The 13144-nt window shown below is 71.3% G+C and carries 14 protein-coding genes and 1 tRNA gene; 9 read left to right on the top strand and 6 right to left on the bottom strand.

Annotation, left to right across the window (positions count from 1 at the left end; translation table 11 throughout):
• Positions 1-5: 5 nt before the first annotated feature.
• The 4 genes from AB0M29_RS02030 to AB0M29_RS02015 all read left to right on the top strand — a co-directional run bounded on the left by AB0M29_RS02030 (position 6) and on the right by AB0M29_RS02015 (position 4524).
• Complete coding sequence (locus AB0M29_RS02030) at positions 6-1580, top strand: NADH-quinone oxidoreductase subunit M (protein WP_365377501.1); 1575 nt, start codon at positions 6-8, stop codon at positions 1578-1580.
• Positions 1580-3136 carry an NADH-quinone oxidoreductase subunit N gene (locus AB0M29_RS02025; protein ID WP_365377498.1) on the top strand — a complete coding sequence of 519 codons (1557 nt, stop codon included), beginning with the start codon at positions 1580-1582 and terminating at the stop codon, positions 3134-3136. Before AB0M29_RS02030 ends, AB0M29_RS02025 begins: the two co-directional genes overlap by 1 nt.
• A gap of 138 nt (positions 3137-3274) precedes the next feature.
• A complete protein-coding gene (htpX, locus tag AB0M29_RS02020; protein WP_365377496.1) occupies positions 3275-4132 on the top strand; it encodes a zinc metalloprotease HtpX in 858 nt (285 codons plus the stop codon).
• Complete coding sequence (locus AB0M29_RS02015; protein ID WP_365377494.1) at positions 4132-4524, top strand: YccF domain-containing protein; 393 nt, start codon at positions 4132-4134, stop codon at positions 4522-4524. The genes htpX and AB0M29_RS02015 overlap by 1 nt, the downstream gene beginning before the upstream one ends.
• Positions 4525-4568: 44 nt before the next feature.
• On the opposite strand, the gene AB0M29_RS02010 is transcribed toward AB0M29_RS02015, so the two are convergent.
• Complete coding sequence (locus AB0M29_RS02010; RefSeq protein WP_365377491.1) at positions 4569-5000, bottom strand: hypothetical protein; 432 nt, start codon at positions 4998-5000, stop codon at positions 4569-4571.
• 107 nt (positions 5001-5107) lie between these two features.
• On the opposite strand from AB0M29_RS02010, the gene AB0M29_RS02005 reads away from it, so the two are divergent.
• From AB0M29_RS02005 to AB0M29_RS01995, 3 genes are all read left to right on the top strand, one after another.
• Positions 5108-6010: a MarR family transcriptional regulator gene (locus AB0M29_RS02005; protein WP_365377488.1), complete on the top strand. Its 903-nt coding sequence runs from the start codon at positions 5108-5110 to the stop codon at positions 6008-6010.
• A gap of 133 nt (positions 6011-6143) precedes the next feature.
• The gene (locus AB0M29_RS02000; protein WP_365377485.1) at positions 6144-6602 is read left to right on the top strand and encodes a peroxiredoxin; all 459 of its coding nucleotides are present in this window, start codon (positions 6144-6146) and stop codon (positions 6600-6602) included.
• Between the two features lie 143 nt (positions 6603-6745).
• Positions 6746-7414 (top strand): hemerythrin domain-containing protein, encoded by a 669-nt coding sequence (locus tag AB0M29_RS01995; protein ID WP_365377482.1) that lies wholly within the window; start codon positions 6746-6748, stop codon positions 7412-7414.
• Positions 7415-7504: 90 nt separating this feature from the next.
• Here the strand turns inward: AB0M29_RS01995 and AB0M29_RS01990 are convergent, their stop codons facing one another.
• Positions 7505-8845, bottom strand: a complete 1341-nt coding sequence (locus AB0M29_RS01990) for a helix-turn-helix domain-containing protein (RefSeq protein ID WP_365377479.1) — start codon at positions 8843-8845, stop codon at positions 7505-7507.
• Positions 8846-9022: 177 nt separating this feature from the next.
• On the opposite strand from AB0M29_RS01990, the gene AB0M29_RS01985 reads away from it, so the two are divergent.
• Positions 9023-9763, top strand: a complete 741-nt coding sequence (locus tag AB0M29_RS01985; RefSeq protein ID WP_365377476.1) for a hypothetical protein — start codon at positions 9023-9025, stop codon at positions 9761-9763.
• Positions 9764-9833: 70 nt separating this feature from the next.
• Here the strand turns inward: AB0M29_RS01985 and AB0M29_RS01980 are convergent, their stop codons facing one another.
• The gene (locus tag AB0M29_RS01980) at positions 9834-10322 is read right to left on the bottom strand and encodes a YajQ family cyclic di-GMP-binding protein (protein ID WP_365377473.1); all 489 of its coding nucleotides are present in this window, start codon (positions 10320-10322) and stop codon (positions 9834-9836) included.
• Between the two features lie 201 nt (positions 10323-10523).
• On the opposite strand from AB0M29_RS01980, the gene AB0M29_RS01975 reads away from it, so the two are divergent.
• Positions 10524-10605: transfer RNA gene (locus AB0M29_RS01975), tRNA-Tyr, on the top strand.
• Positions 10606-11237: 632 nt separating this feature from the next.
• Here the strand turns inward: AB0M29_RS01975 and AB0M29_RS01970 are convergent.
• Genes AB0M29_RS01970 through AB0M29_RS01960 form a run of 3 tightly spaced genes read right to left on the bottom strand, consistent with a single transcriptional unit; the run spans position 11238 to position 12861 of the window.
• Positions 11238-11984 carry a hypothetical protein gene (locus AB0M29_RS01970; RefSeq protein ID WP_365377472.1) on the bottom strand — a complete coding sequence of 249 codons (747 nt, stop codon included), beginning with the start codon at positions 11982-11984 and terminating at the stop codon, positions 11238-11240.
• Positions 11981-12682 carry a sigma-70 family RNA polymerase sigma factor gene (locus tag AB0M29_RS01965; RefSeq protein WP_365377470.1) on the bottom strand — a complete coding sequence of 234 codons (702 nt, stop codon included), beginning with the start codon at positions 12680-12682 and terminating at the stop codon, positions 11981-11983. The genes AB0M29_RS01970 and AB0M29_RS01965 overlap by 4 nt, the downstream gene beginning before the upstream one ends.
• The gene (locus tag AB0M29_RS01960) at positions 12679-12861 is read right to left on the bottom strand and encodes a hypothetical protein (RefSeq protein ID WP_365377467.1); all 183 of its coding nucleotides are present in this window, start codon (positions 12859-12861) and stop codon (positions 12679-12681) included. Before AB0M29_RS01960 ends, AB0M29_RS01965 begins: the two co-directional genes overlap by 4 nt.
• Positions 12862-13144 lie beyond the last annotated feature (283 nt).

The raw sequence follows: 13144 nt of genomic DNA, 5'->3' as shown, positions 1-13144 counted from the left end.
ATCCCGTGAACGACACCGCACTCCAGTACGTCCTCGCGGCGACCGTCGTGCTGCCGCTGCTCGGCGCGGCCGGCGCCCTGCTCCCGGCCCCGCCGGGCTTGCGCGGACGCGGCCCCGACCAGGCGGTGCTGCGCCACGGCGTCACCGTGACCGGCGCCGTGCTGGTGCTCGCGATCGTCCTGGCGGCGGGCTTCGACCACGACCACCCGGGCACCATGCAGGGCACCACGGACCTCAACTGGATCCCGGCGCTGCGGATCCACCTCCACCTGGGCGTCGACGGCATCTCGCTCCCCCTCCTGGTGCTGACCGCCCTGCTGACCTTCCTCTGCGCGCTCTACAGCTACTTCAAGATGCCCGCGGGCCCCAGCCCGAAGGCTTTCGTCGCCCTGCTGCTGCTCCTCGAAGGCGGCACGCTGGCGACCTTCGCCGTACTCGACCTGATGCTGTTCTTCCTGGCCTTCGAGACCGTGCTGATCCCGATGTACTTCCTCGTCGCCCGCTGGGGCGGCGCGGACCGCGAGCGCTCCGCCATGCGCTTCATCGTCTACACCGTCCTCGGCTCCGTGATCATGCTGCTCGGCCTGCTCCTCATCGGGGTGAAGGCGGGCACTTTCGACATGGTGACACTGGCCTCCGACAGTGCCCACGGAGCGCGCCACCTCAGCCACTCCACCCAGTTGGTCGCCGCTCTCGCGATCGGCCTCGGCCTCGCGGTCAAGACCCCGATGTGGCCGCTGCACAGCTGGCTCCCCGACGCCCACACCGCCGCCCCGACCGTCGGCTCGGTGCTGCTGGCCGGTGTGCTGCTGAAGATGGGCACCTACGGTCTGGTACGGATCGCGCTGCCGATGACGCCCAGCGGCATGCACACCCTCGCGCCGTACCTGGCCGCCTTCGCCGTCGTCGGCATCGTCTACGGGTCGCTGGCCTGCCTGGCGCTGTCCCGGCAGGGCAACGGCGGCGACCTCAAACGGCTGATCGCGTACTCCTCGGTCGGCCACATGGGCTTCGTGCTGCTCGGCATCGCCTCGCTGACCACGACCGGCGTCAACGGCGCACTGTTCGCCAACATCGCCCACGGCCTGATCACCGGCCTGCTCTTCTTCCTCGTCGGCGCGGTCAAGGACCGCTACGGCTCCAGCGACCTCGACACCCTCGCCGGTCGCACCGGGGCCGCCCTCTACGGCCGGGCGCCGCGCCTCGGCGGCCTGCTGGCCTTCGCCGCCGTCGCCTCCCTCGGGCTGCCGGGCCTTGCCGGGTTCTGGGGCGAGATGCTCTCGATGTTCGGTGCGTTCGACCCCGCCGCCGGGCTCAGCCGCCCCGCGTACGTGACCTTCACCGCCGTCGCCGCCTTCGGCACCCTGCTGACCGCCGCCTATCTGCTGGCCGTGGTCCGCCGGGTCTGCATGGGCGACCGCGAGACCGCCGAGGCGACCCCCGTACTCGCCGACGTCCAGAGTTACGAGTTCGCCGCCTGGACACCGCTCGCCGCGCTCACCGTCCTCGCCGGACTGTGGCCCGCCGTCCTGCTCGGTCTCACGGAACCGGCCGTGCGCACCCTCCTCGGAGGCAACTGATGCCGTCCCTCGTGCAGTCCGTCGACTGGACGGCGCTCGCCCCGGCCGCGATCCCCGCGGCCGTCGCCCTGGTCGTCCTGGTGGCCGACCTCTTCCTGCCACGGGCACGCAAGCAGGTGCTCGCCTGGACCACCGTCGGCGGGCTCGCCCTCGCCGGGCTCACGCTGATCCCGCTGCGCGCGGGCAGGCACGCGACCTTCTGCGAGACCGGCGCCGGGGCCGGGAAGGGCGGCTGCTCCTACGCCGCCGACCACTTCACCCTCGTCATCCAGGTGCTGGTGCTCGGCGGGGCGCTGCTGACCGCGCTGCTGTCCGTGCACAGCACCGAGGACGAACTCCCGGCGGGGGAGTACTGGTTCCTGCTGCTGTCGTCCGCGGCCGGCGGGGCCCTGCTGCCCGCCTCCCGCGACCTGGCGACGCTGATCGTCGCGCTGGAGGTCACGACGCTGCCCGCGTTCGCCCTGGTGGGCCTGCGCCGCGGTGACCGGATGTCCAGCGAGGCCGCGCTGAAGTTCTTCCTGTCGTCGGTCACCGCGACCGCCGTCTCACTGCTGGGCATCAGCTTCGTCTACGCGGCCACCGGCACCCTCCATCTGGCCGCCGTCGCCGACGCCCTGACGCACACCCCCGGCCAGCTCGGCACCCTGGCGAAGGTCGGCGCGGCCCTCACCCTGGTGGGGTTCGCCTTCAAACTCGCCGCCGCCCCCTTCCACTTCTGGGTCCCCGACACCTACGCGGGCGCACCTCTGCCGGTCGCGGCGTATCTGTCGGTGGTCGGCAAGGCCGCCGGTTTCTCCGGGCTGATCCTGGTCGCGGTGATCGCCTTCCGGCCGTACGACGACGTGTGGGGCCCGGCCTTCGGCGTGCTGGCCGCGCTCACCATGACCGTCGGCAACGTCGGCGCGCTGCGGCAGCGCCCCGGCGTCGAGCGCGGCGCCGTCCGCCTGCTCGCCTGGTCCTCCATCGGCCAGGCCGGCTATCTGCTGGTGCCGCTGGCCGCCGCGGGCTCGTCCGGCGACCCGGCGCACGAGATCGGCACCACCGTCGCGTACGCGCTGATGTACGGGGTGGTGAACCTGGGCGCCTTCGCGGTGGCGGCCCTGGTGACGCGGACCGCCCCGGCGGGCCGGCTGGCCGACTACCGCGGCCTGTACGCGACCCGCCCGCTCGCCGCCCTGGCGCTCGCCTTCTTCCTGCTGTGCCTGGCCGGGCTGCCGCCGGGCGTCATCGGCCTGTTCGCCAAGGTCGCGGTCTTCTCCTCGGCGGTCGGCGCCCAGCACGGCTGGCTCGCGGTGATCATGGCGGTCAACGTGGCCATCGCCCTGGTCTACTACCTGCGCTGGACGGCGCTGCTCTTCGCCGGGCGCGCCGACGCCACGGGCGAGGTGACGGGAACGGCCCTCGGCGAGGGGGCCGCGGCCGGCGCCGGGCCGCTGTCCGTCGCCGCAGCGCCCGTCGGGCTGACCGCCGCGATCGCGCTGACCGCGGTGGCCGCGATCGTGCTGTCGGGCGCCCCGCAGATCGTCCTGAGGTACGCCCAGGGCACGCTGTTCTGACGCTTCGCGCGCGCCCCCCGGTGCGCCTCCGGGCGGCGCGCACAAGGGAACTAGCGTCGCCCGGGTGGCGTTGACCAGAGCAGGAGGTTCTCCTGAAGGGGGAGAGGTTCCCCCGACGCACACTTTGGAGGGCGCAGCGTGCACCGCCGGCACAACGGGCTGAAGACCGCCGTACTCCTCGGCGGTCTGTCCGCACTCATCCTGGTCATCGGCAGCTTCTTCGGCCGGACCGGTCTCATCATCGCCCTGGTGGTCGCGCTGGGCACCAACGCGTACGCGTACTGGAACAGCGACAAGATGGCTCTACGCGCGATGCGCGCCCGTCCGGTCAGCGAGTTCGAGGCCCCGGTGATCTACCGGATCGTGCGGGAGCTGTCGACGGCCGCCCGGCAGCCGATGCCGCGGCTGTACATCTCGCCCACCGAGGCGCCCAACGCCTTTGCCACCGGCCGCAATCCGCGCAACGCGGCGGTGTGCTGCACCGAGGGCATCCTCAACATCCTGGACGAGCGCGAGCTGCGCGGCGTCCTCGGGCACGAGCTGAGCCACGTCTACAACCGCGACATCCTCATCTCGTCGGTGGCGGGCGCCCTCGCCTCCGTCGTGATGTTCCTGGTGAACTTCGCCTGGCTGATCCCGATCGGCCGTTCGGACGACGACGAGGGGCCCGGCATCCTCGGCATGCTGCTGCTGATGATCCTCGGCCCGCTCGCCGCCTCCGTGATCCAGCTCGCGGTGTCCCGCTCGCGGGAGTACGAAGCGGATGCCTCGGGCGCCCGCCTCACCGGCGATCCGCTGGCCCTGGCCTCCGCGCTGCGCAAGCTGGACGCCGGGACCAAGCAGCTGCCGCTCCCTCCCGAGCCGCGCCTGGAGACAGCCAGTCATATGATGATCGCAAACCCTTTCCGTCCGGGTGACGCGTCCAAGCTGTTCTCGACCCATCCCCCGATGGCCGAGCGCATCGCCCGCCTCGAGGAGATGGCAGGCCACCGCTGATGAAGACGATTCTCAACATCATCTGGCTCATCCTGTGCGGTCTGTGGATGTGCCTGGGCTACTTCCTCGCCGGGCTGATCCTGTGCATCACGATCATCGGCATACCCTTCGGCATAGCCGCCTTCCGCATCGGCGTCTACGCGCTGTGGCCGTTCGGCTACACCACGGTCGAGCGCCGTGACGCGGGCGCCGGCTCGGCCGTCGGCAACGTGCTGTGGCTGATCCTGGCCGGCTGGTGGCTGGCGCTCGGCCACATCGTGACCGGCATCGCGCTGTTCATCACGATCATCGGCATCCCGTTCGCGCTGGCGAACTTCAAGCTGATCCCGCTGTCGCTGATGCCGCTGGGCAAGGAGATCGTCCCCTCGGACCGCCCCTTCGCCACCCGCTGAGCGGCGGCCCTCCGCGCCGGGTCACCCGGCCCGGCCGGCCTCCATCACCCAGTTGGACTCCCAGGTCCGGCCGCCGTCGTCCGAGTACTCCTGCTCCCAGCGCCAACCGTCCGCGGACATGTGCGACCAGATGAAGTGCGCCCGTACGGTGCGCCCCTCGTACTCGTCGTCGCCGTAGAAGTCCCCCGCCCGCCGCTGAACACACCCCGCATCGGCGGGTAGAGCCGCCCCGTGCTGCTGATCGACCAGTAGATGGACCACTCCTTGCGCTCCTGGTCGAACAGGCGCAGCGTCATGCCGATCTTGTCCAGCGTCGGGAAGGTGATCTCGTCGAGGTTGCCGACGCCGCCCAGGAGCTGCTGCGCCCGGCTGACAGCGGGGAACTCGTACCAGTCGTCGGCGCCGGAGAAGAGGGTGGCGAGCCGCCGGTTGCGTACGTCCCAGCGGCCGGTGAGAAAGTCGAAGTCGTTGCTCATGCCCTCACTCTGCGGCCCGTTCCCTGACAGCTTGTGTCAGTGAAGACCGGAAGATCGCCCAGAGTCGGCTGGTTACCCTCTGCTAACCTGACCTGCGGAGGTGCGGGGTGGAGGACGACTATGCGCTCAGCGTCGAGGCCACGGACGCGGAGCTGCCGCCCGCGCTCGCCGCATACGCCGCGCACCTGCTGCGGCGCGCGTACATCCGGTCCAACCTCCTCGCGCCGGAGTTCGGTCCCGGGTTCCACGGTGCTTCCGGTGCCCGCGACTTCCAGGTGCTGGACGCGCTGACCGCGCCCACCGCCTTCTCCCAGCAGGACCTCGGCGACCGGCTCGGCATCAACCGCACCACCATGGTGAAGCTGATCGACCGGCTGGAGGCCGCCGGCCAGGTCACCCGCGCCCGCAACCCCGGCGACCGGCGCTCGTACGTACTGGCGCTCACCGACGGCGGCCGGGCCGCCATCAAGGCGATGGAACCGGCGATGTCCGCCGGTGACGACCGGCTGACCGCGGCCCTCGCCCCCGCCGAGCGCGACCGCCTCGACGACCTGCTCAGCACCCTGCTCTCCCGTACCGACACCGACGGCGGGGTGCGGCGCACCGGCTCGCTGATCGCCCAGTCGCACCACTTCGTACGCCGCAGGATCGAGGACGCGCTCACCGATGTCGGCCTGCAGGCCCGGCACTTCGGCGCGCTCACCGTGCTCGCCGACGGCCCCTGCTCGCAGCAGCAGCTCGCCCGCCGGCTCGGCATCAGCGAGCAGGGGATCCTGCAGATCGTCGACGACCTGGAGAACGCCGGCCGGGTCGTCCGCGAGCGCGATCCGCAGGACCGCCGCCGATACGCCCTGCGGCTGACCGACGCCGGACAGCAGGCCCTCGGCACCGCGCGCCGGGTCGTGGAGACGGCCGAGGCGGAGATGGGCACCACGCTGGGGGCGGACGGCCGCGCCGAGCTGAAGGCGCTGCTCATCAAACTGGTGCGTACGGGCATCCGACGGCCCTGACAGCCCTGGTGGTCCCGGTGATCCTGGCGGTCCCGGTGGTCCTGGTGGGCTCCCGTCCGCGCCCGGCATACGCGAAGATGGGCCCACTACCGACCTACCGGTAGGTAACCCGCCCCTGGGTAAGGAGATCGCGATGAGCGGCCTGCAAGTCGGCGACAAGGCACCGGACTTCACCCTCCCCGACCAGTCCGGGAAGCCCGTGACGCTCAGCGGCGTCCTGGGCGAGAGGGTCGTGGTCCTCTACTTCTACCCGAAGGACAACACCCGCGGCTGCACCGCCGAGGCATGCAGCTTCCGCGACAGCTACGAGAGCTTCACCGAAGCGGGCGCCGAGGTCATCGGGGTCAGCTCCGACTCGGTCGCGTCGCACGAGAAGTTCTCCGGCCGCCACGAACTGCCTTTCGTCCTGCTGTCCGACCCGGGCAGGACCGTACGCAAGCAGTACGGCGCCACGACGATGGGCGTGGTGCCCGGCCGGATCACCTTCGTCATCGACAAGGAAGGCGTCATCCGGCACGCCTTCTCGTCCATGACCAACATCGGCGGCCACATCGACGACGCGCTGGCGGTGGTGAAGCAACTCCAGGGCTGAAGAGTGGCTGAAGGGTTCTGACGATTCAACTGCTAGATAGATATACAGATTGACGGTTTCGCAGGCTGACTATAGCCTCGGTTGCGGCGGTTCACCGGTGCGTGCACGCGCCGGTTCACTCTTGGCTGCAGGGGAGTTATGTGATGACCACTCCGCATGTGCCCGGCGAGACAGTCGACCTGACGATGATGTACGCGTTCCACGACGGACTGCGGCGCGACGTGGCGATCATCGCCAAGTCGGCCGCGGTCACGGGCGACGACCCGGCCCGGCTCACCGCCACCCACTTCGGGTGGGACCTCTTCAAGCGGTTCCTGACGATCCACCACGCGGCCGAGGACGAGATCCTCTGGCCCCGGCTGCTGGAACTGCTCGCCGACCGCCCCGACGACGTCGAGCTGCTCGACGCGATGGAGCGGGAGCACGGCCGTATCGACCCGCTGATCGCGGCGATCGACGCCGCCCTCGCGGACGAGCAGAACGGCTACGCGGGCCTGGGCGACGCCGCCGACGCCTTCGCCCACGAGCTGAACGCGCACCTGGTCCACGAGGAGGAGGAAGCCCTCCCCCTGATATCCAAGGAACTCCCCCCGGTGGACTGGGCCCGCTTCGCCGACTCCCAGCGCAACCAGATCGGCCTCGGCCTCGCCCCGCGCTACGTGCCCTGGCTCCTCGACGGCGCCACCCCCGAGCGGATCACCGAGGTCCTCGCGATCTTCCCGCCCCCGCTGGCGGCGCAGTACCACGCGAGCTGGCGCGCGCAGTACGCCGAGCTCAACCCGTGGAGCACCGAGCACCCGAAGGCGTCCTGACGGCGAGTCGTACGCCGGACGCGTCCACGCGTCCGCGCGACCCGGGCCGCGGCCTGGGCGACGGCCTGGGCACCGGCCACACCGTACGGACTACGGGGTGGCCGGTGCCCAGGCCGTTCCGTTGTAGAAGTACGCGGGGTCGCCCTTCAGCCCCGCCGTACGGAACGGCCTGCCATGGTCGTTGACCACGAGCTTGCCCTGGCGGTTGCCACAGCTCCACAGCAGGTCCAGCTCCCAGCGCACGTCCCGGCCCGCGGTGTGCGCGGCCACATCGAGGACCTGGGAGTCGGTGGACGACACCTGGAAGGGGAAGTTGGCCACAGGCGTCGGGTTCTCGCCCTCGTACCCCGGTACGGCCTTCGCCCTGGGCACCGCCGCGTCGAGGTCGACGGCGAACGACGCGGGGACGAGCCCGCCGCCGCAGCCCGACCCCGTGGTGTAGCCGAACCCCTTCGCGGCCGGGCGGCTGCTCACGATCCGCACATACAGCGCGTGCAGCACCACCGGCTGCCCCGGCACACCCTGCGCGGTGAGCTGCAGCCGCAGCTTCCCCGCCGGTATCCCGCCGAGGGCGCCGGCCCAGCCGTTCGTCTCCTGCAGCGACGGCGGTGGCGGGACCTCGGCGGGCGGCTTGTCCATCAGGAACCACTGGTCGCACTGGGTGTCCCAGTTGTCCGACAGCACGCTCACCTGGACCGGCGCGGGCCCGTTGTCGGCGGTCGGCGCCGCGGGCGAGGCGGGTACGGCGGGCGCCTTGGCGGACGGCGTCCTGTTGGCGGGCGTCGAGGGGCCGCCGGTCGCGGTGGGCGTTCCCGTCCCGCTGGTGGTGGCGGTGGAGGTGCGGGTGGGCGTGGCCGCGGTCGTACGGGTCGGGCCCGGGATGTCGCCGGACACGCTGGTGTCATGGGCGCCGAACCGGCTGTACAGCGCCAGCGGCAGTACGACGGCGATCACCGCGGCGGCGCCGAGTACGACCTTGGTCCGGCGGGCCCGCGGTGAGCGGGTGGCGGGGGAGTCGGAGCCCGGGGAGACGTCGGGGGTGGCGGCGGCCGTGGTCCGGGCGGATGGGACTTCGACGGCCGCGGCCTCGTCGACGGCCGGGATCTCCGTAGCCGGGATCTCCGTGACCGGGGGCGCCGGGTCCGTGGGTGCGGTCTCCGGGGCGGGCGCGCGCTCCGGCTCGCGGCGGCGGCTCGCGTCCGCCAGCAGCCAGCTCCGGTGCAGCGCGAGAAGCTCCTCCGGAGTGGCGCCGCACAGCCGGGCGAAGCGTTCCACCGGGGCGTAATCACCGGGTACCGCGGCGCCGTTGCAGTAGCGGTGCAGGGTGGAGGTGCTCAGGTGCAGCCGGGTGGCGAGCGTGCCGTAGCTGCGTCCCGACCGCTCCTTCAGCTCCCGCAGCCGCGTGGCGAAATCCTCGACCTCGGTGGTCATTCCATCCTCCCCCTCGTCCCGGACCGGCGTTCCAGGCGGACCCATCATCGCAGGTCAGGGAGGTGAAATCGTTCCAGCGTCCCTACTCGTAGCGAGACTGTGGCATGCGGGACACGACACGCGGCACGGTGAGGCCATCCACAGAAAACGACCACAGCGAAGGCCATCATCGTGTCCGTGAAATCCACGCTCTCGTCCGCAGCCGTCCTCCTGCTCGGCACCCTCGCCCTCACGGCGTGCCAGTCCGCTTCCGGCGACTCGGCCGACGGCGTGTCGCCGTCCCGGCAGCCCTCCGCCACCGCGGCCCCGACGGGCTCCACCGAGTCCGTCTCCGCACCGTCGGCCTCCCCCTCCACGGGCACCACCGGGAGCGGCGGCACCTCCGCGAAGGGCGCGTCGACCTCGACCCGCGCCCCGGGCGGCACCTCGGGCGGCGGCAACGACACGGACGCCTACGCCTTCAGGCACCCGTGCACCAGCCGCGAGGTGTCGGTGCACGTGACCGGGCGGGCCGGGGCGCCCAGCCAGCGGGTGATCGTGGTGCGCGGCCTCACCGGGCACGCCTGCGGCCTGAGCTACTACCCGCTCGTCAGCCTGGACAACTCCCGCGCCCCGGGCGGCAAGGTCGTGAAGCCGCTGATCCCCAGCGGTCTGGGCGGGCCGCCCGCGTACGTCCTGCACGCCGGCCGTACCGCCTACGCGGTCATCGACCTCGACCCCAGCGGCGCCACCGCCGGCACCGTACCCGGCATCGACGAGCTGAACGTCCTGGCCAACGGCGACCACATGCCCAACGCCGACACGCTCAACTTCCCGCTCGGCTCGGGCGCCCGGGTGCTCAAGCCGAAGCTCGGCCTGTACCGGACCACCATCGCGGACGCGGTGTCCTCCATGCGCGCGGCGGACTACCAGTCCTGACCGTCCCGCCCTCTCCGCGTCACTCCCGCCGGCCGCCCGGATACACGTATCCCGGCGGCCGGACCCCGTCCTAGCGGTAGTTGACGAACTGGAGGGCGAAGTCCAGGTCCTTGCCCTTGAGCAGGGCCTGCACGGCCTGCAGGTCGTCCCGGCTCTTCGAGCTGACCCGCAGCTCGTCGCCCTGGACCTGCGCCTTGACGCCCTTGGGGCCCTCGTCCCTGATGATCTTGGCGACCTTCTTGGCGTTCTCCTGGGAGATGCCCTCCTCGATCGTCGCGAAGATCTTGTACTCCTTGCCGGAGAGCTGCGGCTCACCCGCGTCCAGCGCCTTCAGCGAGATGCCCCGCTTGACCAGCTTGGTCTCGAAGACGTCCAGGATCGCCTTCACCCGCTCCTCGGAGTTGGCCTCCATCAGGATCTTCTCGCCGGACCACGCGATCGAGGCACCGACGTTCTTGAAGTCGTACCGCTGCGAGATCTCCTTCGCGGCCTGGTTGAGGGCGTTGTCGACCTCCTGCCGCTCGACCTTCGAGACGATGTCGAAACTGGAGTCGGCCATCTTCAGTGCGCTCCTTGACTGTGTTCTCGGCTTACTCTGCCTACCCGGCTCCCCGGGCCCCGTGCTTCCCCGCAAAGCCTAGCCATCACGCCGCACCGAAGTGCTGATCAATCCGGTGGCGGACCACCCCCGCGCATCGGGTATCGTTTACGTCGTCGCCACGGAGCACCGCACCACAGCGGATCCGGGGCTTCATCCCATGGCGGTATGCCCGAGTGGCCAATGGGAGCGGACTGTAAATCCGTCGGCTTAGCCTACCGTGGTTCGAATCCACGTGCCGCCACGCGCCTTGAGGGGCCTGTGACCAGCAGAAATGCTGATTGCAGGCCCCTCAGTCGTTCCATGTGTTCGACTGGTCGAAAGGACTGCCACTTGGGGCGCGCGGCCGAGTGCTTTGGCGGGATGCGGCGGCCGTACCGGACGGGGGATATCGGGGGGCGGGTTGATGGGTAAGTCGTTGCGGTGGCACGTGCTGTCGTCGTTGGTCCTCGGTGGGCTGGCGTGGTGGATTTCGTGGTTCTGGGGGGATCTGGGCGGGCGCAAGTCGGTGTGGCTTGCGCTGGGGCTGTTCGCGTCCCTGGTCGTGACCGGCCTTCTGTCGGACGTGTGCATCGCGTGGTACGACCGTCGCCGGGCGAGGCGGCACCCCGGGGATCGTCCAGCGGTACAACGCGGGCGTTCCGGTGAGTGACCTGGGGCCGGAGGTGCTCAAGCGCAGGTACGGGGCGGCGCGGACGCTGGTGTTGGAGGCGACACGCACTGGTTCGCGGGCTGCCAGGACGGCGACTGACCCCGGCAGGCCGATCGGCGTGCTTCGTGCGATGGTGGCATGACCCACCTGGGAGAACGGCCCCCTGGTCTGCGGGAACGCGGGCCAGGGGGCCGTTTGCCGAAGAGGCAGGGGGGTCGGGGGCGTCAGACGAGGGCGGTGATCTCCTCGATGCGTTCGGCGAAGCCGTCGTCGGGGAGGGGGAGGTCGAGGTCGTCGTCGACGAACTGCACCGCGTTGCGGACGTAGTCGAGCGCGGCGGTGGTCGCGTCGGTGAAGGCGCGGTGGCGTACGACGATGCGCAGGCAGGTGGTCCAGCCGAGGGCGAGGGCGTAGCGGTCGGCGCCCGCGGAGCGGAGTTCGGCGCCGAGCAGCGGGCTGACCTGGTCCTGCCACCAGTCGGCCTCCTCGGTCTCGCCGAGCGTCATGTGGTGGAGGTAGAGGCAGTACGAGGCGGCGACGTCGTCGGCGCCGGCGGCGTACTGCCACCAGAAGCGGGAGCTGTCCTCGCGGTCCGCGAGATGGAGCACGCAGGCCAGGACCCGGGCGCCGGACGGCTCCAGGACGCGGCCGCCGATGAAGGTGGACATCGCGTGCAGCGCCTCGGGCTGGCTGATCAGGACGTGGCACAGCCGCTGCAGGTCGGTGCGGGCGCGGCGGGCGCGGTCCTCGGGGGCGTCGGCGGCCGGTTCCTGGCAGGGGCCGGTGCGGGGGAGGCGGCGGCGCAGCCGGTGGTAGGTCGCGTCGTCGAAGCTGATCGCGCCGCTCACCAGCCGGCCCGCGGCCTTGGCCTCCAGGCGCGTCTCGGCGGCCGCCATCTCCTCCTCGGTGTAGTCGGGCGAGACCTGCCGGGCCTTGGCCAGCATCTCCTCGATCGACGTGGGCGCGGTCATCGGTGTGTCCTTCCGACAGGGCCGTCCGGGCCGTCCCGCCCGTCCGGGCCATCCGGGCTGTCCGAACCGTCCGGGCCGTCCGTACGGGGTCCGACCGGTCGTACGGATCCAGCCGATCCAGCCGGTCCACCCGCCCCGCCCGACCCCAGGTCCAGGCTCCGGGCCAGCCGCCGCCTGGCGTCGCGGACCGTCGAGCGCACGGTCGCCTCGCTGATGCCCAGCACCCCGGCCGTCCCCCGGGTGGTGTAGCCCAGGCAGCAGCGCAGGACGACCACGTCGTGCTGCCGTTCGGGCAGCTGGGAGATGGCCTGCTGGATGGCCAGGCTCGTCTCCAGCTCGCCGATGGGGTCGACGGTGCCGACCAGCGCGGCCGACTCGAAGGTGGCGACGTCCATCGCCACCGGCCGCCGCTTCCGGGCCCGTACCGCGTCGACGGTCCGGCTCTTGATCACCGTCCAGGCGTACGCGGACGGTACGGGCTGTGCCGTGACGACGGGCCACTTGGCGAGCAGCTCCAGCATGGCGTCGTCCACCGCTTCCTCCGCGTCGGCGCGTGAGCCGAGATGGAGCGCGGCCCACCGCACATAGGCGCCGCGGTGCTGGCGGTGGAAGTTGGTGAACTCCACGGGTTCGGTGTGCTCGATCACGCGCGTACGGGAGCGGCGGTGGCGGGCTCCGGGCAGGTCGCCGGCGCTCACCGGTCGCCCTCCCGGCGGCCGGACGTGCCCTGGGCGTGGCCGGACTGGGTCAGCTCCGACGCCCCGGTGCGGACTCCCGCCGCCAGGACGCGGCGTACGGCCTTGCGGACGTCGGGCCCGAAGGCCCGGGCGGCCGCCAGTCCGGCGAGTACGGTCTCCGTGGAATGAGGGGTGATCACGGACCTTGAGGTCCTCTCGCGTGTAGGTGGACGCGCAGCCCCGTATTGAGCGCTTCCAGGACCGCTTCGTTGCGGTCTTGCCTACATAGCGTTCGCCGATGCCCGTTCGTGCAGCGCTCCCATGCAGAAAATATGACTTCCGAGCTACTCAGGAGTCACTTCCGTAACGTGGTACGGGAGTTACCCGCGCACAGGTCTGGTCCACCCCACCTTCCTCACCAGGGCGTGCGCCCCTCCGCGCCCCGGGTCGTCCGCGCCAGGGCGCACCACCCGCGCACCACCC

Source organism: Streptomyces sp. NPDC051976 (genome assembly GCF_040680795.1).
GTDB lineage: Bacteria > Actinomycetota > Actinomycetes > Streptomycetales > Streptomycetaceae > Actinacidiphila.
This window is presented reverse-complemented; position numbering and strand designations above follow the sequence as displayed.

Coding starts and splice junctions, on each gene's coding strand:
- AB0M29_RS01970 (WP_365377472.1), bottom strand. CDS start 11,984: ATGACCGCGCCCACGTCGATCGAGGAGATGCTGGCCAAGGCCCGGCAG.
- AB0M29_RS01990 (WP_365377479.1), bottom strand. CDS start 8,845: ATGACCACCGAGGTCGAGGATTTCGCCACGCGGCTGCGGGAGCTGAAG.
- AB0M29_RS01980 (WP_365377473.1), bottom strand. CDS start 10,322: ATGGCCGACTCCAGTTTCGACATCGTCTCGAAGGTCGAGCGGCAGGAG.
- AB0M29_RS01995 (WP_365377482.1), top strand. CDS start 6,746: ATGACCACTCCGCATGTGCCCGGCGAGACAGTCGACCTGACGATGATG.
- AB0M29_RS02015 (WP_365377494.1), top strand. CDS start 4,132: ATGAAGACGATTCTCAACATCATCTGGCTCATCCTGTGCGGTCTGTGG.
- AB0M29_RS02025 (WP_365377498.1), top strand. CDS start 1,580: ATGCCGTCCCTCGTGCAGTCCGTCGACTGGACGGCGCTCGCCCCGGCC.
- AB0M29_RS02000 (WP_365377485.1), top strand. CDS start 6,144: ATGAGCGGCCTGCAAGTCGGCGACAAGGCACCGGACTTCACCCTCCCC.
- AB0M29_RS02010 (WP_365377491.1), bottom strand. CDS start 5,000: ATGAGCAACGACTTCGACTTTCTCACCGGCCGCTGGGACGTACGCAAC.